At 57.0% G+C, this 24,326-nt stretch carries 38 protein-coding genes; 14 read left to right on the top strand and 24 right to left on the bottom strand.

Translation table 11 applies throughout. From position 1 onward, the window contains the following. Positions 1–33: 33 nt before the first annotated feature. From Q8N40_RS24005 to Q8N40_RS23965, 9 genes are all read right to left on the bottom strand, one after another. Positions 34–675 carry a hypothetical protein gene (locus tag Q8N40_RS24005; protein WP_305713569.1) on the bottom strand — a complete coding sequence of 214 codons (642 nt, stop codon included), beginning with the start codon at positions 673–675 and terminating at the stop codon, positions 34–36. Positions 676–720: 45 nt separating this feature from the next. Beyond that, on the bottom strand, positions 721–1,104 hold the full coding sequence (locus Q8N40_RS24000) for a hypothetical protein (RefSeq protein ID WP_305713568.1): 384 nt from the start codon (positions 1,102–1,104) through the stop codon (positions 721–723). 15 nt (positions 1,105–1,119) lie between these two features. After that, positions 1,120–1,419, bottom strand: coding sequence for a hypothetical protein (locus Q8N40_RS23995; RefSeq protein ID WP_305713567.1), 300 nt, complete (start codon positions 1,417–1,419; stop codon positions 1,120–1,122). A gap of 14 nt (positions 1,420–1,433) precedes the next feature. Continuing rightward, the gene (locus Q8N40_RS23990) at positions 1,434–2,582 is read right to left on the bottom strand and encodes a DUF4043 family protein (protein ID WP_305713566.1); all 1,149 of its coding nucleotides are present in this window, start codon (positions 2,580–2,582) and stop codon (positions 1,434–1,436) included. A gap of 20 nt (positions 2,583–2,602) precedes the next feature. Beyond that, positions 2,603–3,430 carry a hypothetical protein gene (locus tag Q8N40_RS23985; RefSeq protein ID WP_305713565.1) on the bottom strand — a complete coding sequence of 276 codons (828 nt, stop codon included), beginning with the start codon at positions 3,428–3,430 and terminating at the stop codon, positions 2,603–2,605. An 11-nt stretch (positions 3,431–3,441) separates the two neighbouring features. After that, on the bottom strand, positions 3,442–5,202 hold the full coding sequence (locus Q8N40_RS23980) for a hypothetical protein (RefSeq protein ID WP_305713564.1): 1,761 nt from the start codon (positions 5,200–5,202) through the stop codon (positions 3,442–3,444). Positions 5,203–5,310: 108 nt separating this feature from the next. Then, positions 5,311–5,556 carry a hypothetical protein gene (locus Q8N40_RS23975; protein WP_305713563.1) on the bottom strand — a complete coding sequence of 82 codons (246 nt, stop codon included), beginning with the start codon at positions 5,554–5,556 and terminating at the stop codon, positions 5,311–5,313. Positions 5,557–5,615: 59 nt separating this feature from the next. Beyond that, positions 5,616–6,950, bottom strand: a complete 1,335-nt coding sequence (locus tag Q8N40_RS23970; protein WP_305713562.1) for a terminase large subunit domain-containing protein — start codon at positions 6,948–6,950, stop codon at positions 5,616–5,618. A 69-nt stretch (positions 6,951–7,019) separates the two neighbouring features. Beyond that, positions 7,020–7,427, bottom strand: coding sequence for a DUF5681 domain-containing protein (locus Q8N40_RS23965; RefSeq protein WP_305713561.1), 408 nt, complete (start codon positions 7,425–7,427; stop codon positions 7,020–7,022). A 76-nt stretch (positions 7,428–7,503) separates the two neighbouring features. Here Q8N40_RS23965 and Q8N40_RS23960 point away from each other — a divergent pair, with 76 nt between their 5' ends. Next, positions 7,504–8,355, top strand: coding sequence for a hypothetical protein (locus tag Q8N40_RS23960; RefSeq protein ID WP_305713560.1), 852 nt, complete (start codon positions 7,504–7,506; stop codon positions 8,353–8,355). A gap of 21 nt (positions 8,356–8,376) precedes the next feature. Here the strand turns inward: Q8N40_RS23960 and Q8N40_RS23955 are convergent, their stop codons facing one another. From Q8N40_RS23955 to Q8N40_RS23935, 5 genes are all read right to left on the bottom strand, one after another. Continuing rightward, entirely contained in the window at positions 8,377–8,715 is a 339-nt protein-coding gene (locus Q8N40_RS23955) for a hypothetical protein (protein WP_305713559.1), read from the bottom strand. Continuing rightward, a complete protein-coding gene (locus Q8N40_RS23950) occupies positions 8,715–9,044 on the bottom strand; it encodes a hypothetical protein (protein WP_305713558.1) in 330 nt (109 codons plus the stop codon). The genes Q8N40_RS23955 and Q8N40_RS23950 overlap by 1 nt, the downstream gene beginning before the upstream one ends. Positions 9,045–9,130: 86 nt before the next feature. Then, positions 9,131–9,367, bottom strand: a complete 237-nt coding sequence (locus Q8N40_RS23945; protein ID WP_305713557.1) for a hypothetical protein — start codon at positions 9,365–9,367, stop codon at positions 9,131–9,133. Between the two features lie 4 nt (positions 9,368–9,371). Beyond that, positions 9,372–9,743, bottom strand: a complete 372-nt coding sequence (locus Q8N40_RS23940) for a hypothetical protein (RefSeq protein ID WP_305713556.1) — start codon at positions 9,741–9,743, stop codon at positions 9,372–9,374. Positions 9,744–9,745: 2 nt separating this feature from the next. Beyond that, entirely contained in the window at positions 9,746–10,357 is a 612-nt protein-coding gene (locus Q8N40_RS23935) for a hypothetical protein (RefSeq protein WP_305713555.1), read from the bottom strand. A 246-nt stretch (positions 10,358–10,603) separates the two neighbouring features. Between Q8N40_RS23935 and Q8N40_RS23930 the strand changes: the two genes are divergently transcribed. The 4 genes from Q8N40_RS23930 to Q8N40_RS23915 are packed head-to-tail and all read left to right on the top strand — an operon-like array spanning position 10,604 to position 11,994. Next, a complete protein-coding gene (locus Q8N40_RS23930) occupies positions 10,604–11,182 on the top strand; it encodes an ERF family protein (RefSeq protein WP_305713554.1) in 579 nt (192 codons plus the stop codon). Between the two features lie 50 nt (positions 11,183–11,232). Further along, positions 11,233–11,406 (top strand): hypothetical protein, encoded by a 174-nt coding sequence (locus Q8N40_RS23925; protein WP_305713553.1) that lies wholly within the window; start codon positions 11,233–11,235, stop codon positions 11,404–11,406. After that, on the top strand, positions 11,403–11,810 hold the full coding sequence (locus Q8N40_RS23920; RefSeq protein WP_305713552.1) for a recombination protein NinB: 408 nt from the start codon (positions 11,403–11,405) through the stop codon (positions 11,808–11,810). Before Q8N40_RS23925 ends, Q8N40_RS23920 begins: the two co-directional genes overlap by 4 nt. Further along, entirely contained in the window at positions 11,800–11,994 is a 195-nt protein-coding gene (locus tag Q8N40_RS23915) for a hypothetical protein (RefSeq protein WP_305713551.1), read from the top strand. Before Q8N40_RS23920 ends, Q8N40_RS23915 begins: the two co-directional genes overlap by 11 nt. Positions 11,995–12,513: 519 nt before the next feature. Here the strand turns inward: Q8N40_RS23915 and Q8N40_RS23910 are convergent. Then, positions 12,514–12,771 carry a hypothetical protein gene (locus Q8N40_RS23910; protein WP_305713550.1) on the bottom strand — a complete coding sequence of 86 codons (258 nt, stop codon included), beginning with the start codon at positions 12,769–12,771 and terminating at the stop codon, positions 12,514–12,516. Positions 12,772–12,781: 10 nt separating this feature from the next. Continuing rightward, positions 12,782–13,666, bottom strand: coding sequence for a non-homologous end-joining DNA ligase (ligD, locus tag Q8N40_RS23905; protein WP_305713549.1), 885 nt, complete (start codon positions 13,664–13,666; stop codon positions 12,782–12,784). Positions 13,667–13,938: 272 nt separating this feature from the next. On the opposite strand from ligD, the gene Q8N40_RS23900 reads away from it, so the two are divergent. Beyond that, positions 13,939–14,220: a hypothetical protein gene (locus Q8N40_RS23900; protein WP_305713548.1), complete on the top strand. Its 282-nt coding sequence runs from the start codon at positions 13,939–13,941 to the stop codon at positions 14,218–14,220. Positions 14,221–14,484: 264 nt separating this feature from the next. On the opposite strand, the gene Q8N40_RS23890 is transcribed toward Q8N40_RS23900, so the two are convergent. The 5 genes from Q8N40_RS23890 to Q8N40_RS23870 form a co-directional block, all read right to left on the bottom strand. Then, on the bottom strand, positions 14,485–14,718 hold the full coding sequence (locus Q8N40_RS23890; protein WP_305713546.1) for a hypothetical protein: 234 nt from the start codon (positions 14,716–14,718) through the stop codon (positions 14,485–14,487). A gap of 51 nt (positions 14,719–14,769) precedes the next feature. Then, positions 14,770–15,516 (bottom strand): hypothetical protein, encoded by a 747-nt coding sequence (locus tag Q8N40_RS23885; RefSeq protein ID WP_305713545.1) that lies wholly within the window; start codon positions 15,514–15,516, stop codon positions 14,770–14,772. Between the two features lie 81 nt (positions 15,517–15,597). Further along, positions 15,598–16,326: a helix-turn-helix domain-containing protein gene (locus Q8N40_RS23880; protein WP_305713544.1), complete on the bottom strand. Its 729-nt coding sequence runs from the start codon at positions 16,324–16,326 to the stop codon at positions 15,598–15,600. Then, on the bottom strand, positions 16,326–16,790 hold the full coding sequence (locus Q8N40_RS23875) for a hypothetical protein (RefSeq protein WP_305713543.1): 465 nt from the start codon (positions 16,788–16,790) through the stop codon (positions 16,326–16,328). The genes Q8N40_RS23880 and Q8N40_RS23875 overlap by 1 nt, the downstream gene beginning before the upstream one ends. Before the next feature lie 117 nt (positions 16,791–16,907). After that, complete coding sequence (locus Q8N40_RS23870) at positions 16,908–17,192, bottom strand: hypothetical protein (RefSeq protein WP_305713542.1); 285 nt, start codon at positions 17,190–17,192, stop codon at positions 16,908–16,910. A 712-nt stretch (positions 17,193–17,904) separates the two neighbouring features. On the opposite strand from Q8N40_RS23870, the gene Q8N40_RS23865 reads away from it, so the two are divergent. Next, complete coding sequence (locus Q8N40_RS23865) at positions 17,905–18,198, top strand: hypothetical protein (protein WP_305713541.1); 294 nt, start codon at positions 17,905–17,907, stop codon at positions 18,196–18,198. A 94-nt stretch (positions 18,199–18,292) separates the two neighbouring features. Continuing rightward, positions 18,293–18,592, top strand: coding sequence for a hypothetical protein (locus Q8N40_RS23860; protein WP_305713540.1), 300 nt, complete (start codon positions 18,293–18,295; stop codon positions 18,590–18,592). Here Q8N40_RS23860 and Q8N40_RS23855 read toward each other — a convergent pair. Then, on the bottom strand, positions 18,585–18,908 hold the full coding sequence (locus Q8N40_RS23855) for an H-NS family nucleoid-associated regulatory protein (protein ID WP_305713539.1): 324 nt from the start codon (positions 18,906–18,908) through the stop codon (positions 18,585–18,587). The two genes, Q8N40_RS23860 and Q8N40_RS23855, sit on opposite strands and share 8 nt — an antisense overlap. 188 nt (positions 18,909–19,096) lie before the next feature. On the opposite strand from Q8N40_RS23855, the gene Q8N40_RS23850 reads away from it, so the two are divergent. Together Q8N40_RS23850 and Q8N40_RS23845 are read left to right on the top strand one after the other, a co-directional pair. Beyond that, a complete protein-coding gene (locus Q8N40_RS23850) occupies positions 19,097–19,387 on the top strand; it encodes a hypothetical protein (protein ID WP_305713538.1) in 291 nt (96 codons plus the stop codon). A gap of 14 nt (positions 19,388–19,401) precedes the next feature. Then, positions 19,402–20,901: a DUF4942 domain-containing protein gene (locus Q8N40_RS23845; RefSeq protein WP_305713537.1), complete on the top strand. Its 1,500-nt coding sequence runs from the start codon at positions 19,402–19,404 to the stop codon at positions 20,899–20,901. Here Q8N40_RS23845 and Q8N40_RS23840 read toward each other — a convergent pair. Further along, entirely contained in the window at positions 20,898–21,455 is a 558-nt protein-coding gene (locus Q8N40_RS23840; RefSeq protein ID WP_305713536.1) for a hypothetical protein, read from the bottom strand. The two genes, Q8N40_RS23845 and Q8N40_RS23840, sit on opposite strands and share 4 nt — an antisense overlap. Positions 21,456–21,513: 58 nt before the next feature. Between Q8N40_RS23840 and Q8N40_RS23835 the strand changes: the two genes are divergently transcribed. The 4 genes from Q8N40_RS23835 to Q8N40_RS23820 all read left to right on the top strand — a co-directional run bounded on the left by Q8N40_RS23835 (position 21,514) and on the right by Q8N40_RS23820 (position 23,196). Beyond that, on the top strand, positions 21,514–21,687 hold the full coding sequence (locus Q8N40_RS23835) for a hypothetical protein (protein WP_305713535.1): 174 nt from the start codon (positions 21,514–21,516) through the stop codon (positions 21,685–21,687). Between the two features lie 357 nt (positions 21,688–22,044). Then, on the top strand, positions 22,045–22,491 hold the full coding sequence (locus tag Q8N40_RS23830; protein ID WP_305713534.1) for a hypothetical protein: 447 nt from the start codon (positions 22,045–22,047) through the stop codon (positions 22,489–22,491). Positions 22,492–22,680: 189 nt separating this feature from the next. Beyond that, positions 22,681–22,845 (top strand): hypothetical protein, encoded by a 165-nt coding sequence (locus Q8N40_RS23825; RefSeq protein ID WP_305713533.1) that lies wholly within the window; start codon positions 22,681–22,683, stop codon positions 22,843–22,845. A 192-nt stretch (positions 22,846–23,037) separates the two neighbouring features. Continuing rightward, on the top strand, positions 23,038–23,196 hold the full coding sequence (locus tag Q8N40_RS23820; RefSeq protein ID WP_305320559.1) for a hypothetical protein: 159 nt from the start codon (positions 23,038–23,040) through the stop codon (positions 23,194–23,196). 35 nt (positions 23,197–23,231) lie between these two features. Here the strand turns inward: Q8N40_RS23820 and Q8N40_RS23815 are convergent, their stop codons facing one another. Further along, positions 23,232–24,281, bottom strand: a complete 1,050-nt coding sequence (locus tag Q8N40_RS23815; protein WP_305713532.1) for a malate/lactate/ureidoglycolate dehydrogenase — start codon at positions 24,279–24,281, stop codon at positions 23,232–23,234. Positions 24,282–24,326 lie beyond the last annotated feature (45 nt).

Below are 24,326 nucleotides of genomic sequence, written 5' to 3'. Positions count from 1 at the left end.
GACGCCCATCAAACAATCCGAGTCGTGTCGCGCTCAACCGATGTAAGCTTTCACCTGTCTGGATTTCTGCGGCGCCTTGGCGTCGTAGTGCCGCCAGATGAGGTCGTATAAGTCGTTGTATTCCTTCTCATTGAAGGCCAGTTCAGCTCCGACGATCTTATCCCGCTCGTCGTAGGCCATGAACTTCAGCGTCTCCCAGAGATAAATCTCGTGGAAGACCTTCGGCAGAAACAGGTCGTCTTCAGTGCTGGTTTCGTCCAGGTCATCCGGCAGCGGTGTAAAGCGCACCTTAAGCACGGTGTCGTTGGCGGGATGGGATTTGAGGGTGAGCTTGCCTTCCTGCCAGAACTTATCCGGCGCACCTTCCGCTTCGAGGCCTGGATCTTCGTCTTCGACGGCATCCACATCGGTCGGATCGAGCTTAAGGTAGCCGTTGTTGGCATCCTGGACCCGGAGGATATGAAGAGGTTCAGGGTCCAATTCTCCCTCGCCTGCCGTGATTGTCACCTCCTGCGTCGTCTGGGTCGCCCACGGGTATTTCGCCGACACCTTCTCGTAGACCTTCAGGACACCGACGTTGAGGTAGCCGTAGACCTTGGTGTCATCGGTGGCGGCGCCGGTGGCGCCCAGGAGCGCCAACTGCTTGACCATCGAAACCAGTGTTGCCGGTGTCATTCTTCGTCTTTCAATTAGTTAGGGGCATATAGCCGCCCCATTGGCTTAGGTATTCTGCGTGCAAAGCGCTATCGCTTTGTCACCGGTCACAATGGTCCCACTTAGAGTAGCAGGATCATCAGACACGGTGATGGTGTTACCGCTGCGCGAGACATTCAACGGCTTAGCAGTACCGCTGATGTTCTCTGTACGCACAACACACCCGACAATGTTTCCGGAGCCACGAGGCGCCGGAACATCGAAGGTAAAGCGGTCGGCAGAAGCAGCGGCGGCGGTCGCAGTAGCTTCGGTATAGGTCACTTGAGGTGACACGCCCACCGGGGTGATTGCTTTGCGCACACCGACTGTGGAGCTCGTATCCAGTGCCTGGACGGCGCCAATGAAGGCGCCGACCAATACAACGGAGGCGAGCAAGGATTTGATGTTCATTTCCTTGCCCTCCCCTTAGACCGCTTCGTAAGCGACTACCTGAAGGTGGATAATCTCATCCACGGCCAGGCCGGTGTCGTTTACGGTTACAACGGCGCCAGACTTCGAGACGACACCCTGCGGTACACGAAAGACACCAGTGGTGCTTTCGATGAGCGCGCTGATGACGGCCTTAACGGTACCGATGTCAGTTACTGTGATGGCGGCCGCATTGGCAGAGTCCTGCCCAGCGGTCACCACGTGATCCACGGCTTTGACCATCACGTCACGATCAACTGCCGTACCTTTTTGGTAAGAACCCACTGCTTTAGTCATGGTTCAGCCCTTCCTTATTTCCGGCCAGAGCAGAACACGTGGATAACACCCACGTCTTCGGCAGTGCCGCTAGAGTTATCGACCAGCTTCCGGTAGCCGGGGACCATGGTCACAGCCATTTCGCTGTTACCACCGTGGTCGCCTACTTCGGTTGTGACCGCCATGCGGACGGAGCCATCGGTGTCAACCGTGGTCCGCATCGCATTGAGAGTGCCGTCATCCTCCAGAACCACGTTGCCATAAGCCAGGCAGCCGGCGTTGGCGCCGAGCAGCAAGCAGTGGGAAACGTCGATGGAGCTTGCGCCGCCAGCGGTCGCAATCATCGGGTTCGGGTTGTCGGTGGTGGGCTTGTAGAAGGACGGTACTTCGTACATGTACACGCCTTCATATTCGCCCACGTAGGTCCCGCCTTTGATGATGTCAAAGGGCGGTTTGTCCTTGTAGTTGACCAGGTTCTTGAACTCCGGGTCACGCTTCAGGTCGCGACGAGCGATCGGAGTCAGCAGAAGGACGTACTTCTGCACGATGCTGTCCTTGGCGATCTCAAACGAGGCCGGGCTCATGAACGTGCGGCCGGTGGCCTCGTTCTTGGCCTTGTAGAGAGCCTCGTCGATCATCGCGAGTGACATCTTGTCGTCAGTCGCATCCACGTTCGCCAAAGCGGTGGCGTGAGTGGCGTTCCAGTTGTCATCCGTGGCGCCGTAGAGGTAGCGCGGACGGGTCCGGCCAGCGGTGGTGAGACACAGAGCGGTCAGCATCTTATAGGCCACCCGAGACGCGGCAGCGCGCTGGAGGCGGCGCTTGGCGGTATCAGGCAGGTTGACGCCGGTGCGCAGGGCGGATTCGGTGATGTTGGTCACCTGAATTGCCGCGCGATCCCGTTCCAGTGTCACATCGTCCTTGGTCAGACGAAGATCTTCACCACTGCCAGAAACGCGAGTGTTTCCACTCTTCCAGCTGTCCATGCTCATTTCGTCAGTGAAGCCGACCTGGAAGGTCATGCCTTCACCAGCCGAAACCTTCTCGGTGATGATGATCGAGTTAGAACCGTTGGGCCGCATGATCGGCATCAACGGGTTATTGATGAGGTGTCCCTCCATCACGCTGTTCGCAAATTTGGTTTTTGCGAGCACGTGGCTGGAGGAAGTAGTGGGATTTCCCATCCTCTTAGCTTTCTATTGTTTTAGCCAAGCACCGTCCTGATGGCACTGCCTTCGGCTGCCGCGCTTATGCTAGCTGCCGGTTTGGCACTGCCCGATTGGATCGGTACACGTGTTTTTTTGACGATGGGCTTTTTGACTTCAGTACCTTCGCGGAGTGCCTTGTTTTCGGCCTCCAGCTCAGCAATGCGCGTGTCCTTGTTGGTGAGAACGGCGAAGATGTCCCCCTTGGCCTCAACAAGGTCTTTCACCTTGTCGCCTGCCTCGGTCACTCGGTCGATAACGTAGGCACCGAGTTCATCTTCTGGCGTTTCCATGAAGCGGTGACGCTCTTCCGGGTCGTGGTTCAAAAGAGCCACGTAGGAAGCGCTGATTTGATCAGCGTCCTTACCGTTTGCCTTCAACACCTTCGCCACCGACTTGAGCTGCTTGTCAGCAGTTCCGGCACGGCGTTGGAATTCGCCCTGGTCATCAGTGTCGGGAGCGTCGAGGTATCCGTCCAACCGGCTGCGGTCGATGCCAACGGCCTCGGCCAGAGCGTCCCGGTCAACAACACCCTCTTTCTCTTCCAACTGCTTGATAACCTTCGAGAGCATCTTCCGAGTACCGACTTCCGTACCCACCCGACCTTCAGTAGTTGCAAGCCTTGTCTTCAGCTCCGCAATCTGTGCGTCTTTGGGGTCAACTTCGGCCTCTTCTTCGCCCTCGCCTTCTTCACCTTCAGTCTCGCCTTCGGTTTCTTCCTCCTGGCCCTCTGCTTCCTCTTCGGTCTCTTCGACCTCAGCACCAGCTTCGGGTTCTTCTTCGAGGAGTTCCTCGGCGTTTTCGTTCACTTCATCAGCCATCATCATCTCGCAAGATCCTATTTCGGTTGTTGCACGGGTGTGGCCCCGCCTGCCATCGGTGTGGGCGCTGGTGTCAGCGCGCTCGCCAATCCTTTCCCGGCCTCAGCCGCGGTCGTATTCGCCGCAGCGAGCTGCTGTGGCAGCCCGGCCTCAATTTCCTGCATAAGCTTGGAATTCTCTGGAACGTCGAAGAACATGGCGTAACCGGGGGTTATGTTCTGGAACCCTCCAGCGGCCTGGACGGCCTTCATGAAGCGCTCCTGACCGATTTCACGCATGGAGGCCACGTCCGGCACCTCCTCAACAAACACGTCGAACGCGCCGGTCTTGATGTCGTACTTCATCACCGGCTTACCGGTTTTCTTGTCGATCTCCGGTTTGCCGTCAGCACCGATCACGGGCTGGTTCAGCACCAAGTCCTTCATCTCGTTCTTGTCATCGAGCACCCAGAAGGCGACTTGATCGGTGAAGACCGACTGGATCAAATAGAGCAGCTTCTCCGCCCACCGCTTTTTCGCAGCTAGGGCGTTGTCGATGATGGAAGCGGTGTTGCGGGAGGTTCCAACCTGCCGGCGCTGGATCGCAATCCCGCTGTCCGCGTTGGTCTCCATCCCCATGGATTCGTCGAACACGCCAAGCGTGGCCTGAATATCCTGGTCGTCAGCAACCAATCCCGCTTGGTGTTGAGCAATGGCTTGTTCGTGCCGATTGATTTCTAGCTTCTTGCCCGCCTTGACGATCAACACCCCGTCCGGGCGGGCAGCCTCACTCCGCACCTTGTCGGCGTCGGCGGCGTCGGCCTCCATGATGACCTGGTGGGCAGTGCGCAACCACCCGAGACGGGTCTTCGTCTTGTTGAAGGAGCGCTGAGAATCTTTGGCATGGCGGACGAGGCCATAAGGGCAGCCGCTGACGCGCTCACGGAAGCAGACCGTAGGAGTGAGGCTGATGAGACCCTTAGCCGGGTTGAGCTGGTAAGTTTCCTCTTCGTCCAAGTGGGAGAGTAGCTGGTCGCCGGTGAAGTACACCACAGAGACCTTGAAACCCTGCCTTTTGGTCACATCCTCCTTGGACCGCGCCATCCCGTCCGCTTCAGTTTTACTGAAAGTGGTGACGAGCCGGTTGTCCTTGGTGACCACCTCGTAGTATTCGGCGGGCGTCCGCATGAAGTGCTCAACGATGCAAATTTCGTCGGTTTGCTGGTCGTAGTAGCAACCCGATTGAGTGAGGCGGAATGCGCCGGCCTTGTGGGCTTCGGTCAATCCAGAGACCGTCCACTGTGGCGAAGCGTTGTCGATGATGTCCGTGGCGTCGGGGAAATCCTCTTTCGCTTCATCGCGTGGCATCCAGTAGAAGCGGGAGACCTGACGCTGGTTGGTCATCCCCTTGCTCATGTCGCGGAAGTCGGGAACGACGAAGAGCGGGTTTTCCGCCTCCTCCCCAATCACACCATCGACCACATCGAAACGGTGCCACCCGAGACCACACTTGCGTGAATCATCGGCGACCGCGGACAGAATATGGGTGGAGTTGTTCTTGTCCTGGATAAACATGGCGAGCGCGGAAAGCGCTTCAGCCGTTTGCTTTTCTTGCTTGTCGTGGGACCGGGCGCGGTAGTTAACTTTGGTGCGGGTTTGGACTTCCTGACCTTGCAGGTTGTTCAGCCGCGCGAAGAGCCGGTTGATGACCATGGGCTCAACCCCGTACTCATCCCGAATTTTCTTTTCTTCTTCGTCAGTGAATTGGTACCCGTCAACGAAACGGAAATCCTCGACCATGTTTGCGTAGAACTGTTGGAAGACCGGGTGCTTAACCGCGGCCTCAAACTGGGCTATCGCCGTTTCGAGGATTTCCTGCTTCGGGTCGTTTGGTTCGTCCAGCGCCCGTTACTTCTTCGCCTTCACGACGGTGAAGCCATCGCGCTCGATGCTCTTGCCCTTGAGGGTCAGCACTTCGACAGTGTGGTTCTTCTTCACCTTCTTGGTCGGGACGAGAGAGAGACCACCCTGGCCGAGTTCGGCTTGGGCGAAGATCACATCCTCTGCGCTATCTTCTTGATTATCTTCGCCTTGGTTCACATCCTTGGCGGCTTCACTCGCCGGTGTGGCGACCTTCTTTGTTGCCTTAGGCATTGTTTTAGCTTTCGTTGTGCCGAATCATAAGGCCGAAAGTTTTTGCTTGGCAAGCAACATCATGCAGCGGCGACGCCGCGACGCGATGGGATGACTGAGGAGCGAAGCTTCGTGGTGGCGATGCCGAGACCACTGACAACGCCGTACCGCGTGGCGTCCATCAAGTGGTCATTCTCCTTTTTCGGCACGCCCTTTTCATCACGGGCGTACATGCGGAATTCATAGAGCCAGTTACTACACGTGTTGAACACCTTGAACTTCCCCGACTGCATCCGATCGAGCATGACCTGGATGCCTGCTTCCCGGCTGTTGTCCGCCTTCGTGAGGTTCAGGCCTTGCCGGTCGTATTCCTCAAGCAGGCTTTCACCATCCTTGATGTTTGCGGATTGCCCGGACGGATCACAGACCCCTGGTATCCAGTCAGCGCCCAGGGCAAAGAGGTTGACCGTGTGAGATTTGGGAGTGGCCTGCGCCTGGTAGTATTCGCCGGTGACGTACACCACGTCGTTATCGGTGTCGTGGGCGAGGAAGGCGGCGGCGGTCGGCTTGGTCCACCCAAAGTCCATCCCGAACACGCGCGGCCAGTGATCGGGAATCTTGATCGGGTCGATGACGAAGCGGCTCTCCGCAACAGGATACACCATCCCGCTGCCCAGTGATGGCTTACCCAATCGGCGGGCTTCCAGCTCATGTGCCGGCGTCCGCTTAATCAGCAGCTCTCGCTCTTCGTCGGAAAGGTGCGGGTTGTCTTCCCATCCCGCCTGGACAAACACCCGGCCGTCGGGTCGGACGAGGCCGGGCTTTGCCCCTTCGTTGATGAACAGCTGTACGACCTGGGTAACGCCGGAGAGTGGCGTCATGGTGATTAGCACAATGCCGGGCGACTTATCTCCCACGGCAGTGGTGCGGAGCATGCACTCGCTGTAAACATCCAGCGGTGGCTCTTCATCGAGGTGGACAACGTCCTTGTGCGTCCCCTGGAATTTCTTCCGACCCTGGTCGTAGCTCTTCAACCCCAGCTCAGACACACCACCCAAGCGGTAACGGACAAACACGGTATCAACTGCATCAGCAACCCCGGATCGGGATGTGACCCGTTGAATCAGGCTGGAGTGGATCAGGCCACCTTCGAGCGAGTGCCGATCGCCGATGTAGGTCTTCTGGAGAATGTCGCGGGTGGATTCAGAGGTGTCCGACGCCGCCCATGCCTGGACGGGGTGATTGAACCGCACCCCCTCCCACCAGTCCGGATAATAGCCCGTCAGATGGAAGGTGACCTCAGCTGCACCACAAAGGGTTTTGCCTACGCGGTTGCCGGCGAGGAAGAGGCGTTCGCGGCTGACGGCGCCGAGGCGGTGGAATTCGAGTTGCTTATCGTGGCCGTCGTAGAACAAGAGCCGGCGTTTGAACTCAGCCAGCCATTCCTCAGCGTTCTCCGCAATCCCGCGTGCAGAATAATCGACCTACCCCACTTTCACCTTGGCCAGTGTTTGCCCGATGGCCTTGACCATCTCATTGGACGCCTCATCGAGCTTGAAGACAGTCTCGGTTTGGACGGGACCGCCTTCCGGTCCGCTGATAGGTTGAACCGCCTTCCCTTCCAGCTGCTCGAACATCCTCTCAAGGGAGCGCTCACTCCCGTCCAGGCCCAGCGACACCCATTTTGCCACCAGTTCCTCACCGATTGTCATATCCCGCGGCGCGGCATCGGGATTAAGCGGGTCGGTCCTGCTCTTCCGCTTGATCTCGATCGCCTCCTTGAGGATCGTTCGCAGCGAACGGGAGCCAGGCGGACGACCGTCTGGATTCCCCGACTTCCCCTTCGTAAACGGCTTAGCCCCCTTCGGCGTTTCTCCTTTCTTGAACGTCAACTTCTGATAGCTTTCTGTTGAGTTCGCAATTATGCACACAGCTACTTCTGTTTCGGCAAGTGATTTGGAGCCTCCAGTGGCCAAACCAGTACCCGCCTTCACGTCTACTGAAGATTTTTTCTTTAAGACGCCGCTCTATAGTGTGCAGCAGATTGACTACAATGCCGCGATGAAGGTCTTCAGGAAGTCTTTCAGGGTTGACGGGTATTGCCCCTATTGCCGTCAGCAAAGTACGTTTGTCCACCGGCCAACAAGTCAAGATAGCCTGCCCTCCACCGATGAGAAGCCCCACTTTACAGGTCAGGTTGCGTTGGCCTGTGCACGTAGTGAACTTGCGCATATCATCGTCTTCCACTGCCGAATGGCCAGTGGATTGCTTCAGAAAGTGGGCCAGTATCCTTCCTTCGCCGATATCGCGCTGGACGAGAGTAAAAACTACTCAAAGCTTCTATCGTCGGAGGACGAGGCGGAATTTCACCGAGCCATTGGCCTTGCTGCTCACAATGTCGGAATTGGCTCCTACGTCTATTTGCGGCGCATCTTTGAACGTTTGATCGTCAACCGCTTCGAAGAATTCAAAGCAGCCGAGGGTTGGAGCGATGGTGACTTTTACGGCGTGCGGATGGATGACAAGGTCAGCTTGCTTAAGGACCACCTGCCTCCGTTCCTGGTCAGGAATGCCAGAATCTATTCAATCCTCAGCCTGGGCATACATGAGCTGCGGGAGGACCAATGTCTGGCCTTCTTCAACGTGCTCAGGCAATCGCTCGTCGTTATCCTAGAGGAGGACAAGAAAAAGAAGGAAGACCTCGAACGACAAAAGCAGTTGGAGAAGGAAATCGCAGCTTTCACGAAGCCGGACAAAGAGTTGCCCGCGCCCACCCTCGCGAGTCTGGGAGATTCCAAATATATCACGAAGAACGAGTAGAGGTTAAACGCTCCAAACCTCTTAATCCCTGCATCCGACATCGGCGATCGGTACCGGCTCATCCCAGCGGTTATCCCCCACCCAGCCGTCCACCTCGACAAAGGCGTGCCCTACCCCGCTCTTCAGGGTGCAGCTGCGGATGACCGGCTTCTCTCCAGCCTTCACCAGCTCGACAAACTTGGTCCAGGTGAACGCGGCGCAGTTACCGCTGTCGCCTTCCTTTAGGTACCGGAAATCCTTCGCCTCATAGAACTCATAAAAGGCGCGGTCATTGACCTCCCGATTTATGCGAACCAGTGCCGCCGGCGGATCTGCAAAAACTGGGCCGGCGAGCAGGAGAGCGGCGAGGATGAGGCGCATCAGGCCGCTCTTTGCACCGTTTTCAAGTGAAGCTTGACGCTATGGTGGGTCGCCATCGCGGCATCCAATGCGTACATCTTGAACCGGCCACCCTTGGGATGATTGATGCGCGGCCACATATCTCGGCTCGCATAAGTCATTACATTTATGTACGTCCAACCAGTCAGCTCCTGAATGCGAGCTGCGGTAACGTAGACCTTCCCCTCAAATTCGAGCATGTGCTCAAACTCAGGATCTCCGGGCTTTATCCGAACTGGCGTCCGGACACCGAAGGCAACCTGAGGGGCATCGAAGTCTCCACCCAATCCGGCACGGATCGTCTTCGACATATGGTAAGCAAACCACGCTTCAGTGGCGCCGGGCGGAAGCTTAGCCCTTGGATCAGCTTCCACCCGATGAGACACAACGACGCCCATTATCGCTGCATCCCGTAAATTTCAGCGAGATTCGCCCGGCGCTCCCGTACCTCAGCACGCGAACTCTTGAACTCGGTCCAGATGTCGATTTCCCACGGCCAGACATTCTTCCATCGGTGGCTGTGAATCTCATGAATGGTGAAGCAGAACGGCCAGATGCCAACCTTGCGCTTCCTAACCACATAGAGGTGCTCGTGGTCCCAACGGTTGGTGTAACTGGCTACTGCATACTTCATCCCCTTAGCTTTCTTTCTTATTGATTTTAAAGAATTTCGCGTGCTGCGGAAACTCTGTGACGAACTTGATGGCCAGATAGGTGACTGCGAAATTAGCAATCTTGAACTCCAAACCCCCTTCAACATCGGTGTGCAGGCGGAGGTATTCGGCGATGCCCTTTGCGCCATAGTGCTTGCGCCCCTGCCCGATCAGCTTGAGGGCGACACGTTTGAATTCGGCGTAGACCTGAGGATGGCTCTCCACCCAACGTGGTCCAGCGACAGACACAGGCTCCTTGGCTTTGCGAGAGCCTGTGTTGCGATGGACACGCAGATGAACATCAGTCGGACCTAAGGGTAGCTGAGGCCAGTCAAGCGCGGGTTGGAGTGGGGCCAAGACTAGCCCTCGATTTCACCGGTTGCTTTGTCGGCGACCGTTCCGTCGTCCAGTGTCACCTTGCAGCTATCCTGAATAACCTGGATGCAGTTGGTGGATATGAAGACCCCGCGAGTGGGAATAGTGATGTCCCCGGCCGCCTTGGAGTAATTCAGCTCAATGGAGTTGTAATCGTCCTTTTTGGCGTTTGCGGAAACTGCGGTCGCGTTGATTGCAGCGCCGCGATTAATCTCTTGCCCAATGCCAGACAGGGCTTCCTCGATCACCCCCCGCATACTGGCTTCTACGATCCCCACGATGTTTTTGGTGCGCTTGTCTTTTTCAAGCTTACCAAGGTAGCGATCCCGGGCAGACGATACGGCGCGATGGATGAACTCCTGTAGCGCGTTGGCTTGCGCTTCTGTCAGCTCCAGCTGCACAGTCATGAACGACTGGTTGACCATCTCCTGCTTCATCAGCGCGGCGATGTCTTCTGTGATGTCCTTAAAGCGTTCGAGGCCTACAACTTCCTCAAAGACACGCTGGGTGGCTTCCTCGGCAACTTTGTTGGTTTGGACTTGGGCAATATTTGCTACAGCCGGTTCAGCGTTAGCGATGATGGTTTTGTTTCCCACATTTTTCTCTCCCTTAGCCTGCGACCGCAACGGCGCAGATTGCACTGAAAGCCATCCAGCCAACTTGGCCGCAGGCGCCTACGAATAGAATTTGTTTTATCGTCATGGGTTGTTTCTCCTGTTGTGAGTGAATCGTCTCACAGCCAAAAGAATCTCGTCAAGAACTTTGTAAGAATATTTTCCTACATTTTTCTTGCTGTATACGACTTTCTGAATCATCGTTCTCCGACAACAGGAGAAACCAATGTGCAAGAACTCAAAACCACAGGAGAAGACGGCGGCGTAATCGCAGCCCTTATTAAGGTGCAGGAGAAGCTTGAGCCTCTTCGCGCCAACGCCAAGAGCCACCACGGCGGCTTTGCAAACCTTCACCAGGTGATGCAGACCCTCCAGCCTCACCTCACAGCCAATAGGCTCGCCGTGGTTCAAGTGCCGGCCAGCAGTGCGAGCGGATCTTGCACTGTCCTTACCCGCATCATCCACGCGGATAAGAGCGAGATCACCAGCACCATTACAATTCCGATGCAACGGGCAAACGACCCGCAGGCTTATGGCGCTGCCATGACCTATGCCCGTCGCTACGCCCTACTCTGCATGTTTGCAATGGTGACAGAGGACGACGATGCAGCTTCCGCTTCGATAAGCCTGGAAAAGCTTCTCCGTGAAATGTCGGCCACTGTAAACATCGAGGAGCTAAACAAGATCAAAGGCGAGCATTTTGACAAAGGGCTCCTCACCGACAAATTCTGGAACCGCACGTACAACGTCATCTTCGAGATGAAGTACCGCGCTCTTGAAAATATGAACCAAGAGAAAGCAGCCTAGTGGCTCGTATCAAGACCAACTTCTCCCTTCAACCAGAGACCGAGTGGGAGATGAAGCGCCTCATGCGCATGCTCAACTTCACCAAACCTTCGGAGATGCTGGAGTTCGCTGTCCACTACATGGGCGCAATCTGCCGTAAGTCGGTTGATCACTCCATCACAGATGCCTCTATCCGTCGCCAAGCTGAGGCGAAGATCGAACGTAAGCGGAAGAAGAGCGAGTGATTGGCTTCTACATCATCAGCAACGAGCATAAGCGACGGGAGGCTATGCAAGCCGTCGCTCAGTGCACGTCTGCCAAGGTGATGCAGGTTGAGATCAAGGAATACAAGAAGAGCCGAAGCACGAGCCAGAACCGGCTTTATTGGATGTGGCTTAACGTCATCGGTGACTTCAACGGCAATACTGCCGACGAGTTACACGAGGAGATGAAGGTTCGGTTCCTGGGGGTCCAGCATATCGAGGTTGCCGGCACTCACCTCATCATCCCGAAAAGCACGACCAAGCTCAACACCACGGAATTTACAAGGTTCCTCGAAGCGATCGAGGCCCTGGCCATGGAGCTGGGTGTCGCCCTCCCCATTCCTGACGACTACGACACAGCGTTGGGAATTAAACGTGCCGCGTAGCAAAGCTGCAATGGTGGAAGAATTGGAGCGGCTGGCCGCATCCAACATTGCAACGGCTGACCAGCTGGAGAGCAACGGCGCCGATCGTAGCTTCACCAAGGAGCTACGCGACCGGGCGGCTCACTGGTGGGATATGGCCGAGAGACTAAAATCAGCGAAACGTCGCAAGCGTGGTAAGGCGTAACATTCTCACTCACGTCCGCGCCTTGGGCGTCAGCTTGCCCAGGTTCAATGAGAAATACCTCGCCCGCATCCGGGATATGAGCTGCATTGAGTGCAGCCGCTGGAAACCTTCAGAGGCTTCACATCCCCTTGGCGCAATCTGGGGGTCTGGCGGACAACTCAAGGCGCCGGACGAAACCGCTATCCCTCATTGCCGTCCCTGCCACCTGAAGTACCACAAAATGGAGAGGAGCTGGGAGGAACGACTAGAGCATCACCTGCAGCTTCTGCGGAAGACCCGCCGTCTGCTTGGCCTTCCTTGGTTCGCATAACGTAGAGCGGGAGTTTCCGCATCTTCAGCGCGACGAAGGCCAGTAACTCATCTTTCAGGCTCGCGGGCACTCGCACAACAGCGGTAACTTCCCCATACTTCCCCGTACCCACCGGACGACCAGCACCTTCACGGGCTCCGCCGCGCCTTGCCAGGTAACGAGCTTGAATGTTTTGCATCCTAGAATCGTGAGCCGGTGGCCGCAGGCCGTCAAGTCGTCTTACTTGCGGCCCTTCGTATAATTGCAAGCCCATTCGGCAACTGCGCCAATGTGTCTTCGACAGTCTTGACTTGAAACTGTTCCGGCGCCCCAGCTGAGAATTCGGCACCTTTCACAGCCAGTGTAGCTTCGGCTTCGAGCTGAGAAATATCTTCGCCTGACAAGATAGCGGCCGCCTTCATTCGTTCGGCCATGAAGAAAATGAGCACTTCGTAAGCCATTTCCTTAGCGGTGGTCTCATTATCCATACAAGGCTCCTTATGACTTCTTGCCAGGCGTTAGCCCCTTGAATGAGCTTTGCCGGAGTAAACCTTCCGAGGTGATATCCCGGTATTCTATATCTGCGACGAACACCGGGTCCACCCAGGTGGCCTTGGGCTTCTTGACCTGTTTGGTGAGCTTCGATTTCGGGCTGACCACAGTATCGAGCTGTTTCCTGATTTGGCTGGAGACAGTCCGGGACCAGCCGGTACCGACCTTGCCCATGTAGACCAGGTCTTTGCCTTCCCTCTTCCCGAGGTAGAGCGCGGCGACCCCCGTGGGATCTTTGACGAACCCAATGACCGGGAATTTCCCCTTCTGTACCGACTTGATCTTGAGCCAGCCTTCGTTGCGGTCCGATCGATACGGCGCTTGGGCGTTCTTGGAGATGATGCCTTCCCATCCCAACTTGGCGGCATGCTCAAACATCTCCTGCCCGTCGCCGGTCAGATGCTCGGAGTAGAGCACTGGTAGATCAATGTCGTTCTCGCCGATCAGATCAGACAGAGCTTGCTTGCGCTCAATCTGGGGGAGCTTGCGGAGGTCCCCGTCTCGCCACAGGAGATCGAAGGCGTAATAGACGAGCCGATCCTGTTTGCCCGCGGCGAGCTCGGCCTGGAGTTCGGAGAAGTTGGTCCGGCCTTCATGGATGACGACCACTTCGCCGTCGATGATGGCCTGTCCGGGGAGGTCGAGGGCGCCGGCAATGACAGAAAAGCGTTTGGTCCAGTCCAGACCGTTGCGGGTGTAGACCTTCTTCTTCCCGGCGTTGACGTGGATCTGAATTCGGTACCCGTCGTATTTGATTTCGTGAAGCCATTGCTCACCCTTGGGAGCCTTGCTCTTCAAGGTGGCGAGCTGGGGTTTAATGAACCCCGGCATCTCTAACTTCTTACGCACAAACGCTACTCACAAAAAACACCCCGCCGCGCCCGCTTAGGGGAAAGCGGACCGACAGGGCAAGGTAACCACTCGGGAGTTACGAGTCTCTAACGCTGGAAGAAAGTCGCGGTTCCATAATGCCGTCTACGATCAGAACCGGCGTCGGTTTCAAAATTTCCGCAGAATTTCTACATCTTTCCAAAGACTTCCAAGGAACGAAGTTTCCCCACCCACCGTTGTCGAAGCATCAACAAACCCAACGGAGGATTCCAGTGAAGAAAATTCTTATCGCGACTGCCATGACCCTGATGTGCGGCTCTGCCTTTGCCCAGAACACCGGAGCGCCCGCAGCGGCTCAGTCGGACATGAACAAGCCCGGCATGAACAATTCCACGAACAGCGGCACGAACTCGGGAATGAACTCCGGCACCACCGGGGCCGGCATGCAGAAGGACGGCATGTCCAAGGATGGCATGCAGAGGGACAACATGAACCAGGGCGGCGCGTCGAAAGACGGCATGGGTCAGCAGAACAAGGGCGGGACCTCTAAGTAGGCCGCATTGCCCCAACTCTCGGCTTACCAGGCCGCGTCGCTACTCAATGGCGGCGCGGTCGTCTTTTTCAACCGATACTTTGAGGCTTGTTAAGAAAATAATTTCGGTTGCCCAAGGCCGATTCCGCATACTGATCGATCGAGACAATGATCGCCTGGACGTGCTGGTAGCACCACCCTTCCAGGCAGGCCCGATGACGCACTTCTGCGAGGGCGGTTATCCAGGGCGGGTTATCCTTGGCGTTGGGGTCGTACCATTTCAACTCTACCACCGCCGACCACCCAGGACTTTGCCCTTTACCGGACCCGGCTCAGCCTTCTTCAGCTTGTCCCGCTGCTCACACATCCCGTCGATTTTCGCGTGCATCCGCTGCAGCAGCAGTTCGGCCGAGGCCGTGGATATGCCGGCCCGCTGAAGCTGGAGGATTTCCTTGCGCTGCCGGTTTACCTGCACGCGCATACCTTCAATTTCAGCTCTGAGATGATCTAGGTCGGGCATAGTTCCGCTCTGCGAAAGGAGACCCCATCAGAACGAAACAGGAACAGCGAGTCAACGGGGAATTTTAATGGTCCCAGCCATCGCTTCCGGGAACTGCGGTCCGACAAACTGGCAGTCCTCACAGCCGCAAGTCGGGTCGTGGAACATTGCCGTGATGATGATGCTATCCCACAGGTGAAAGCCCCAGTACTGCATGTTCAAGTTCTCGGGCTTGAATCGGTCGAAGAAGTAAGAGAACACCTTGGGATAGGCACCGTGGATGACTTCCCGTCCGCTCTCCGCGTACATTTTAAAGAACTCCTCCGGTGGTTCATACCGGGCTGTTATCCAGTAACGCATCCCCCACTCCTCCGGCAGTATCACTCCCGAATGGTGGTAGTGCAGTCCGCGGATAATCTTCCAAAGCACCCGAAAGAACCTGGCGTGGTCAATCAGCTTGGCGACCCGGGTTGCGGGAAGGTGGACGCCTTTCACGACGTGTTTGAACTCATCCATCACCATGTTGACTAGGGCTACATTTTTTCCGGCATCCATCTTTCTCCGCACCCGAACGTGCTGGGCGTCGCCGGCTGCGCTTCCCTTCGTCATAGGCAGCAACGTGTGGACGAAGTATTCCTCATCCAATTGGTAGGATAAGTTGCATCCGGGGTGCGCCGGAATGGTCAGCAGGTCCAAACCCTTCGTCTCGGGGAAGAATAGCTTCGGTGGTACATGGTCAGCCGAGGTCGGACCTTGGAGCGGTTTGCCGCAGAGGTAACAAGTCTTCGCCCTCAGCTGTTTTACCTTGGCCTGCCCCACGCGATTCCCTCACGAGTTGTTTGATATGCTCCGATGATTGCCCGTATTCAGCAAGGAGCTTTTTGAGGAGTTGGGTATCGGTCACGCCGAGAGCCCCATTTGCTTGCGCCGTTCCGCCAGCGCCATAGCAGCGCGCCGCTCACTCTGTCTGCGCATCTCGTCAATACGGCGCTGGGCTGCTGCCATATCCTCCGACTTCATCACCGCGGCGCCGGTCCCGTCCTTCCAGCGGTCCTGATTCAGCCAGGTCACGAGCTGGGGTGCGTATGGCGTGTCTTCCTTCTCGACACCGACGCGGGCTTTGACCCCAGCCAGGATATCGGCCGGCGAAGATCCGCGCTTGAGCGCAGCCGTATAAGCCTTGAGTGCTGGTTGCCGAGGGTTCGGTGCAGTGCCCCTGCTCCACTTCGCTTTCCAGATTTCTTCAAACCCGTCCGGCTCCCCCTTGGGGGTTGGGGGGGTATGTTTTCTTGTATCGATATCTACCCTTGTATCGTTATGGAGGACATTTTTGTCCGGGCAGATTTGTCCGGCCAGATTTGTCCGGGCAAGAAAGATACGGCGCTGACCGTGCTGATTGCAGGCGAGATCGACAGTGACGAACCCCGCGACCACCAGCTCCTTCAGCCAGCGGCGCACAGTTCGCTCATCAGCATCATAGAGCTGGCCGAAGTACCCGTTGGAAGCCCAGCAGTACCCTTCTTTCTCGCAGAGAGCCGTCACTTCGCCGTAGAAGAGCTTTGCTTGGGCAGAGATCGGCGCGTAGCGGACGAAGGCGGGGATAACCGCGTAGAATGTAGGGCGCTCCATCAGGCGTCCACCTCGCAAATGAGCATCTTGCCCTTGAATGGAAGCCCGTACTGGTCTGCAACCCAACAGACGAATACGGACCAACTGAAGAAGCCTTCCGCTTTCGCGAAGAGGTCTAAGGCTTCTGCGTCGGCTGTGAACGAGCAGATACCCCAGCTTCCGTCGCCATACCTGGTATCTATAGGCAAATACCAGAGAGGCTGTTTATGACCATGCAGAAGTTCAGCCTTCCAACTGCCCTGCCGGCATAGGACCGAAACTGATTTATCTTGGATTTCGATATCGGAAATCCCGATGCAGCGACCGGTTCCAAGCTGATGGACCGGAAAATCATCTTCATCGATTTCAATGAATCTCAGCTCATCCCCGAGCTTGATCGGATTGTCTACTTTTCTGATCGATTGAAAGTATTTTCCGGGAACCACCTTCTCCGCGAGTCCGGTGTAAAACTTAAGGGCATCCATGCACCTGCTTTCTGTTGTTTGACGATGCACCGGCAGAAAACGTCGGGCGGCAAGGGTGCATGCTCACCGCCTTGAATGAATCATGCGGAGGGAAGTCGTATACAGCAAGCGGCTTGTTTATTTTGTCGCTGCTCGTCTCAGAGCAACGATGCCGCGGATCACGCCTAAGGCAGGCACGCTGTACATGAGGCCATTCACCAGCCAACTAATTACCAAGCCAGCGGTAGTAGAGCCGCCTAACATTCCCCAGAAAACAAATGCGGCGGCGTTACCGGGAAGCTGCCAATTCAAAAAGTAGAACCCAGTGTACGGGTCAAGGACAATGAATATCCCCGAGATGATAAGCCCGATCACGAGTGCGATGACGAAACTTGTCTTGATGGACTGAGACGCTTTGGGCATCACAACAGAACTCCAAGGAGCATCCGACATACCCTTGGTCGGGACCGAGGTCGGTTTGGTTCAACCCGCTTAGGCGGGCTTTTTCATTTGATGAATACAATTTCATCCCGCACGATTCCGCCTCACCTAAATTCATCTTCACCTTTTCACCATCGTAGCGATTCCACCCATGGAGCAGCGACGAGAGGGATCTGCGCGTGAATGGGCTCAAAGAAACGCGCCGTATCTTGATGACTTGCAATGTTGCGATGGTGAAAATTTCACGGAGGCGCTTATGCCAGACGATGCCAGGCCCTGCCCTTGCGGTAGTGGTCTCACTTCACGCTGGAGAAACGACGCACGCGGAATCCCGCTCGCGAGAGTGTGCCCCAAGTGCGAAGAGCAGAAGCTCTCAGGCTACCGGCCTGAGGTGCTGACGGACGGCAATTACGACGCCGACGAACCTATCGATGACTGACGATGTTCAGACATTGGTATCGCTGCGACGTAGGCCACCAGCACAATCAGTGGCGAACTGAAGGCCCCGAGCCCGTCAATACGCCCTGCACTCTGTGCGGGTTGCTCTACTTCCCCTGGGCAAGCGAGGACATGACGACCGCTAAATTCATGGCGGACAACGGCATAGATCCTAATGCCCCGCAAAGCCCCGATGTGTCCCGTGCGCGAAAGCCCACGGCAGACGACAATCAGCTCTCATTGTTTGGAGATTAGAATGAACCGCATCACTTTTGCGCGGATAACCGACCGCGCGAGCTACACTCACTTTGTGGAGGCGGACGGGACAATCATTGCCCTTCAGTCGATCCACATCGGACGAGAGACCAAAGTAGGCGTTGTCTTCGGCCAGGAATTCCCGACCGACGACCAGCGCCAGGCTATCGCTCACCTCGCAAACCTCGCAACGGGCATCGACCCCACAGTTGAGATTGTCTTCAGCGAAGGCACTTCGCCTTTTCCCGGTGCAATCCCGGCGAACCATCCGTTCGCTGAGTACTGCACATCGTGAACATCGAATTATGATGGCCGTCCACACGTGGGCGGCTTTTTCTTTGCCTTTGTTGCGGCGCAATCCCGTCCGAATCTTTTCGGCGGAGGCCCCAATGCGCTACAGCATCATGCTCGCTCACGAAATCAGTGTACGACTACCGGGGGGTGGGCCGGACATCACGATTAAAAAAGGCGGGAAGGTTGTGCGCCACAAGCCCACCATGGTGCCGGTCAGTATTGAAGTAGAGGCGCCAGGGCTAGAGGCCGACCACTGGCAGATACTCGCTCTCTATAAACTGGTTAAAGGCTACAGGGGCCTTTCGCTGAGTGGCGGCGCGGCGCGTGTTTTGGACAGCCCTCTCATGGCGCTGAAGTGTCTTGAACGCGAACTGACCGAGCCCCAGCCTAAGTGACCTTGAAGGCTTCAAGCGGTTTGCCGGTCTCTGCCATCTCAGCCTTTAGCCAGGATGCCAACGCCCCACGGCCTCCCCAGACGAGATTCGGATTGGTCAACGATCTGTATTTTGGCTTACCGGCAGGTTTAGGCTTCGTCTTCATCGGCCTATCTGTGAGTGAGCCGAGTTCAGATCGAAGCTCCTGCCGCCGCCGTTCCTTCCCTGTGTTGTGAATCGCGGTCAGCTCATCAAGCAGCAGATCCTGCTCAATAAGATTCATGCTTGAAAAAGCAGCAGCCCATTCCGCGTTTATAGAGCTTTGCGGTTTTGCCATGAGGTTTGCCTCAGCGTGATTGTGCTGGACAGCCGTAGCGGGTTTGAGTGAGACTCGCACCGTGCATTTCGATGCATTACGGGGCGCTCTTCTTTCGTTGCAGATTTTTGAGCCCCCGTATTTTTGCGATTATTGTTGCGGTATACAACTTTAAGACTCAGGATGATCTGGCAACGAAAGATCATCACATGAGCAATATTGGTTACAACTACTCCGAATTGGCCCGCGTCGCCCCACAGTGCGATGACCGCATCCTCCGCTTTGATGTTTACCGCAAGCGTACCGGCTTTGATGGCCAGCGCTTCGACGAGTGCATTATTAGCTTCGATGAAGAAGACCAAGCAATCGCCTTCGTTGGCAACACCGAAACCCACTATGGCGCTGACCTTTGTGTGCGGGAAGTTGACGTGCGCACCGACGATGAAGTGTGCATTCTCGCAGCGGAGTGGGATGAAGACCATTCGCGGTATATGAACTAAGGGGAGGCAAGGATGTGGAAACTTTTGCCCTCGTCTCCCGCGCTACCGTTGAGGAAATCGTAGGTTACCGCAACCAAGCCCTTTCTTTGTATGAGGAGGCTTGGGGAGCGATTGAAACTGCGGACCAGAAGATAAAAGCCGCCGCATTGATGGCCGCCCGCTGCAACCCCTCAGAGCGGCACTTCACAAGCTCCCATCACCAAGAAATCAAGGACTTCTACGCTGCGGTTTGCCTGCCCGATCGCGAGCGCTATTCCCGCGTCGCCCGCCGCCTCATCGACACTCAGGTGTGGGCTTACATGGTCGAGCGCACCGACCTCGAAAGGCTGATGGACAAGGAAGCCAAGGACCAGCTCCGGCAACAGATGGCCTACATCCCGGAGCAGGTTGACCGCCATTCCGGCGAGATCATCAACGAAGACGAAATGGCAAAGGGTCTGCCGCCGGCAACCGTTGAGAATATCCACTCCACGCTGCAAATGTTTATCGCGGAATCCAACATGATTTTCCGTCGTGGAATCGCCAATGCTTTTTCGAAGCTGGACCGGCGCTTCAAGAGCCACGACGGCTTCAAGGTGGGCGGCCGTATTATCCTCACCAATGCTTTCAGCGCATATGGAGGTTGGTCTTACACGTCGCATCACCGGGATACGCTAATTGACATTGAACGTACTTTTTCGATGCTCGACGGAAATCTGACCGGCTCCTACACCTCGGCAATCGGCGCCATTGAACAGTCCCGGCGCGGTTACCAACCCCACCAGTCTGAGACCGAAACCTCCTATTTTCGGATAAGGGGCTTCAAAAACGGCAACGCACACCTTTGGTTTTTGCGGGATGATTTGGTGGAGAAGGTCAACCGCCTCCTTGCTGAGTACTACGGCGAAGTCATCGGCGACAAACAGCCGACCGAAGAAGACCCACTGGGCGTCTTCAAACTTACGCCTGCCAAGAACTTCGGGTTCTACCCCACCCCTCCCGAGGCCTGCGACTTTGCCCTGAAGGACCTGCACATCGCATCAGGCATGCGCGTGCTGGAGCCATCTGCGGGCACGGGCCATTTGGCAGGCCGATGCCTGGCTGGTTTGGTGGACTGTGTGGAGATTCAGCCCGACTTGGCAAAGGGCTTGGACCGACTTGGAGTTTTCAAGAGGGTTTACTGCCAAGACTTCTTGACCCTCTCACCAGACAACACCGGGCTTTATGATCGCGTGGTGATGAACCCGCCCTTTGACCGCGAGCGGGATATTGACCACGTCATGCACGCGCTCAAATTCTTGAAGCCGGATGGCTTCTTGATCGCCATTATGTCCGCCGGCACAGATTTCCGCGGTACGAAGAAGGCCCAAGCATTCCGGACGATGATGCAGCAAATGCACGCGACCTATCGCGACCTCCCCGCCGGCTCGTTCTCTTCGGTTGGCACATACGTCAACACCATTGCAATGCAGGTCTGGAAAGACGGCCGCGAGCAAAGGTGGAACGGCGGACGGAAATTTGGGCAAGAAGACTAGCCGCCAGGTACAGCAGCAGGCGCGCGGCGCAGCATGAGGTCCCGGGCAAACTCGTAAACTCGATCGGCAATCGGCTCTAATGCGTCTGCCGTTGCCTTTATTTCGTGACCCTCAAGCTTTCTGCCCTTGCGGCCCGAGAACAGGGCGGGCTCCAGTACCACAAGCGAGGCGGCCGGCTGGTCTGAATCGGACGGTATCTGGAAGCTCATTCTTTGGTGCGCAATGAGATTGCGGATACCCTTGTGGGTGCTGATGGTGCCGGAGATGGGGCGCCACACGGTCTTCTCCGCCTCTGTGCATTCCTTTTCAACCATAAGGTCAATGAGCTTGAGCTTTAGTGCGAAGTTGTTCTTCACTTCCTCAAAAGTCGCCACAGCCTTGGTGTAGAGGTCTGCTCCCACCAGAACGCCGAAGAGGAAAGTCAGGTCGGATTCGATATTCGAGAAGCTGATTACCGTTCGCCCCGCCTCGCGAAAAATCTGCTCCTGCTGAACAAGCGTTGGGTGCAGGCCTCGAAAGGCTTCTCCAAGCGCAGACAGATCTTCATTTGCCATGCCAGTCCCCACTCGCAGTTTCCCTTGTAAACAGCGCAGAGCAAACTAGACTCCGGCCATGAAGCTCGCAATCGCCCTCATCTGCCTCACCATCCCGATCGTCGGGAATGCCTGGGAGCTTACCTACAGCCCACCTCGTTGGCCGGTGCTGGTTATTGGTACGGCCCTCTTCTTGGTGGCCATGGTCCTCCTGATGGTGCTGCACGAGCAGCGGAGGCCCAGGTTTTACTAAACGCCCCGCCTTCGGCGCTATCCCCACCCCCACCGCCCTGGGGGCGTTAAAGGGGTGCGCGGACAGACACGGGCTTGCGGAGAGATTGTGGGACGGGCGCCTACACCATCCCCAAATAGCCGAGGAGAATGGAATTCTCTAATTCGCAGGTACTGGCTCGCAACTGGCTCGGACCTTGTGAATTCCAATGCCCTTTAGTGCCCTTTGGTGTGTTGCCCGGTTCAGCTAAGCCCTTGAACGGACTCGCATCACGCCACCGCATGGTGGTTTTGTAAACCGAAGGTCGGGAGTTCAATCCTCTCAACCGGCACCAGCCCGCAGTGACCAGCCAACCGCCACGGCGCTATCATCTGAAGCATGCATCTGATGGTGTCCCGGCGCCCGCATCACGTCCGGTTCACGTCGACGTGTTCGACCGGGTCCGGATTTTCTCAGCGACGCGTTCGAACCGGTTTCGATCTGACACCGTCGAACTTCCGTGCGAGCCATTCCGGTTTCGCCGAACCCATGGAATGGAGAATTCAAATGTCGATGCAATCAAGATTATCTGCGGCTGCTTTGGGCACGCTCGTTGCGCTGAGCGCGCTGGCGACGGTGCCGGCTTCCGCTGGCCCCCGGATCTGCGATCAATCGGTATCGCGCCAGGCGTGTGGTGATCACATGGCGTATGTGGCAACGCTTTCGCGCAAGGCCGACTCGACGATCAATTACATGAACCGCCTCGATCCGCGCTTCAACCAATCGATGCTGGATGCCGGCGGTGGTGGCGGCGGCGGCGGTGGTGGCGGCGGCGGCGGCCGCTAAGTCACACTGGCTTGCCGATCGAACAGGACGCCGTCGGGATGACCCGGCGGCGTTCCAGTCGGCGCGTGACGCATTCGACCGGCAACCCCTTTCAATGGTCGCATTGCGCTGATTTTGCATCGCGCCCGTTAACCGAATCCGTTTACAAAGCGTAAACAAGCCGGTGACAGCCTTGGGGCGGAGGTTGCCATGCAAATCTACCCCGTGCCCGTTGCCGTCACCCAGGCCAGAGTTCAGCTGCTCGCCGAACAAGCCGCAAAAGCGCCGCCGCGGATCATCAACGACGCCGTGCTGGACGTCTTCGCCGCCAAGAACCAGGCCGAGCGCGACGCGATCGTCGACATCAAGGCCTGACCGCCGCGAGCAAGAATTTTACCGCGTCGGCATGGCCGCAGCGTCGCTTGGCTGCGCGCGGCATCAGAATAAACACACCAACGTGACCTGAAACGTGACCTGGCTCACAGCTTTTACCATCCGTTGACCTAGACTGCAGCACGTCGGGAACGAAGCAATTAGCTTCAAATTATCTCGCCGGAGGGTGAGGTCATGCGCAAGATTGATTACCTGCAACAGCAAGCCGCCCGCGCCGAACGGCTGGCGAAGGACGTGCTGGACAAACTGACGGTCGAACGCCTTCAGTCATTTGCCGCCGAATGCCGGATGCAGGCAAAGACGCTCGACGACAACCGGACCGAAGCCGCCTGAGCGGCAACGTTGGTAACTCACGCCATGCCGGCCCGTCAGCTATCGAGACGAATCTGATAGCGCTCCGCGATCGCCATCAACTGGCCCCAGGTGGCGTCGTCGATTTTGATACCATTGGCGATGCGCTCGGCCTTGGCGATTTGCTCGGGCTCACCGGCGATCAGGACCGGCAGATCGCGATCGGCAGGTTCGGCCGATTTCACCCAGGCAATCATGGCGTCGATCTCGGCGAGCATGCTGTCGCGTGTGGAAAGCCTCGCCGGATCGATCACGACGCTCAGCATGCCGTTGATGATGCCGCGCTCCGGCGGCGTCGCCGTGGTGACACTGGGCGAACCCACAATGGCCCCGGCCAGAAGTTCGCACACCAGCGCCAGGCCGGACCCCTTGTGCTCACCGAACGGTAACACCACGCCGCGCGGCTCGGTGTACATGACGGAGGGATCGGTGGTGGGCTGGCCGGCATGGTCGAGCAACGCGCCATCCAGCATCGGCTTGCCGGCATTGTGCGCGACCCTGACCTTTCCCAGCGCCACGCGGCTGGTGGCGAAATCGAGCAGGATCGGCTCGTTGGTGTCAGTGCCGGGGATGGCGACGCAGACCGGATTGGTCAGGAACCTGCCCTCCCGGCCGCGGAACGGGGCGACCCCCGGGTTACCCGAAGCGACGTTGACGAAGTGCAGCCCCACCATTCCCGCGCGGGCGGCGATCTCGCCATAGGTCCCGACGCGCCCGATATGGTGCGCATTGCGCAACCCGTTCACCGCCACGCCATGTTGCCGCGCCGCCCCGATCGCCCATTCGACCGCCTGACGGGCGACCACCTGGCCGTAGCCGGCACGGGCATCCCATACCGAGATGGTGCCGGTGTCCGACACGATCTCGGGTGTCTGGTTGACCTTCAGCGTGCCATTGTCCAGGTCGCGCACATAGGCGACCAGCATGCCGACGCCATGGCTGTCGTGACCGCGCAGGTTGGCCTCGACCAGATGCTCGGCAACGATGGTGGCCTCTGCCGGCGAACTGCCACCAAACGTGACGATGCGGTTGGCAAGCTTGAGCAGCTTCACGTGATCGATAATCATGTTTCACTCCGTTTTGTGACGCGCCGATGTTGGAAGCTCGGCTTG

Source organism: Bradyrhizobium sp., from assembly GCF_030693485.1.
Classification (GTDB): domain Bacteria; phylum Pseudomonadota; class Alphaproteobacteria; order Rhizobiales; family Xanthobacteraceae; genus Bradyrhizobium.
Note: the sequence above shows the minus strand (reverse complement) of the source record. Positions and strands in the feature narration are given on the sequence as shown.

Bases quoted from the DNA above. Each gene is read 5' to 3' on its own strand.
- Q8N40_RS24005 (WP_305713569.1), bottom strand. From the start codon at position 675: ATGACACCGGCAACACTGGTTTCGATGGTCAAGCAGTTGGCGCTCCTG.
- Q8N40_RS24000 (WP_305713568.1), bottom strand. From the start codon at position 1,104: ATGAACATCAAATCCTTGCTCGCCTCCGTTGTATTGGTCGGCGCCTTC.
- Q8N40_RS23995 (WP_305713567.1), bottom strand. From the start codon at position 1,419: ATGACTAAAGCAGTGGGTTCTTACCAAAAAGGTACGGCAGTTGATCGT.
- Q8N40_RS23990 (WP_305713566.1), bottom strand. From the start codon at position 2,582: ATGGGAAATCCCACTACTTCCTCCAGCCACGTGCTCGCAAAAACCAAA.
- Q8N40_RS23985 (WP_305713565.1), bottom strand. From the start codon at position 3,430: ATGATGATGGCTGATGAAGTGAACGAAAACGCCGAGGAACTCCTCGAA.
- Q8N40_RS23980 (WP_305713564.1), bottom strand. From the start codon at position 5,202: ATGGTCGAGGATTTCCGTTTCGTTGACGGGTACCAATTCACTGACGAA.
- Q8N40_RS23975 (WP_305713563.1), bottom strand. From the start codon at position 5,556: ATGCCTAAGGCAACAAAGAAGGTCGCCACACCGGCGAGTGAAGCCGCC.
- Q8N40_RS23955 (WP_305713559.1), bottom strand. From the start codon at position 8,715: ATGCGCCTCATCCTCGCCGCTCTCCTGCTCGCCGGCCCAGTTTTTGCA.
- Q8N40_RS23950 (WP_305713558.1), bottom strand. From the start codon at position 9,044: ATGTCGAAGACGATCCGTGCCGGATTGGGTGGAGACTTCGATGCCCCT.
- Q8N40_RS23945 (WP_305713557.1), bottom strand. From the start codon at position 9,367: ATGAAGTATGCAGTAGCCAGTTACACCAACCGTTGGGACCACGAGCAC.
- Q8N40_RS23925 (WP_305713553.1), top strand. From the start codon at position 11,233: ATGAAGCGCCTCATGCGCATGCTCAACTTCACCAAACCTTCGGAGATG.
- Q8N40_RS23910 (WP_305713550.1), bottom strand. From the start codon at position 12,771: ATGGATAATGAGACCACCGCTAAGGAAATGGCTTACGAAGTGCTCATT.
- ligD (WP_305713549.1), bottom strand. From the start codon at position 13,666: ATGCCGGGGTTCATTAAACCCCAGCTCGCCACCTTGAAGAGCAAGGCT.
- Q8N40_RS23890 (WP_305713546.1), bottom strand. From the start codon at position 14,718: ATGCCCGACCTAGATCATCTCAGAGCTGAAATTGAAGGTATGCGCGTG.
- Q8N40_RS23880 (WP_305713544.1), bottom strand. From the start codon at position 16,326: ATGGAGCGCCCTACATTCTACGCGGTTATCCCCGCCTTCGTCCGCTAC.
- Q8N40_RS23875 (WP_305713543.1), bottom strand. From the start codon at position 16,790: ATGGATGCCCTTAAGTTTTACACCGGACTCGCGGAGAAGGTGGTTCCC.
- Q8N40_RS23870 (WP_305713542.1), bottom strand. From the start codon at position 17,192: ATGCCCAAAGCGTCTCAGTCCATCAAGACAAGTTTCGTCATCGCACTC.
- Q8N40_RS23865 (WP_305713541.1), top strand. From the start codon at position 17,905: ATGAACCGCATCACTTTTGCGCGGATAACCGACCGCGCGAGCTACACT.
- Q8N40_RS23860 (WP_305713540.1), top strand. From the start codon at position 18,293: ATGCGCTACAGCATCATGCTCGCTCACGAAATCAGTGTACGACTACCG.
- Q8N40_RS23855 (WP_305713539.1), bottom strand. From the start codon at position 18,908: ATGGCAAAACCGCAAAGCTCTATAAACGCGGAATGGGCTGCTGCTTTT.
- Q8N40_RS23850 (WP_305713538.1), top strand. From the start codon at position 19,097: ATGAGCAATATTGGTTACAACTACTCCGAATTGGCCCGCGTCGCCCCA.
- Q8N40_RS23840 (WP_305713536.1), bottom strand. From the start codon at position 21,455: ATGGCAAATGAAGATCTGTCTGCGCTTGGAGAAGCCTTTCGAGGCCTG.
- Q8N40_RS23835 (WP_305713535.1), top strand. From the start codon at position 21,514: ATGAAGCTCGCAATCGCCCTCATCTGCCTCACCATCCCGATCGTCGGG.
- Q8N40_RS23830 (WP_305713534.1), top strand. From the start codon at position 22,045: ATGCATCTGATGGTGTCCCGGCGCCCGCATCACGTCCGGTTCACGTCG.
- Q8N40_RS23825 (WP_305713533.1), top strand. From the start codon at position 22,681: ATGCAAATCTACCCCGTGCCCGTTGCCGTCACCCAGGCCAGAGTTCAG.
- Q8N40_RS23820 (WP_305320559.1), top strand. From the start codon at position 23,038: ATGCGCAAGATTGATTACCTGCAACAGCAAGCCGCCCGCGCCGAACGG.
- Q8N40_RS23815 (WP_305713532.1), bottom strand. From the start codon at position 24,281: ATGATTATCGATCACGTGAAGCTGCTCAAGCTTGCCAACCGCATCGTC.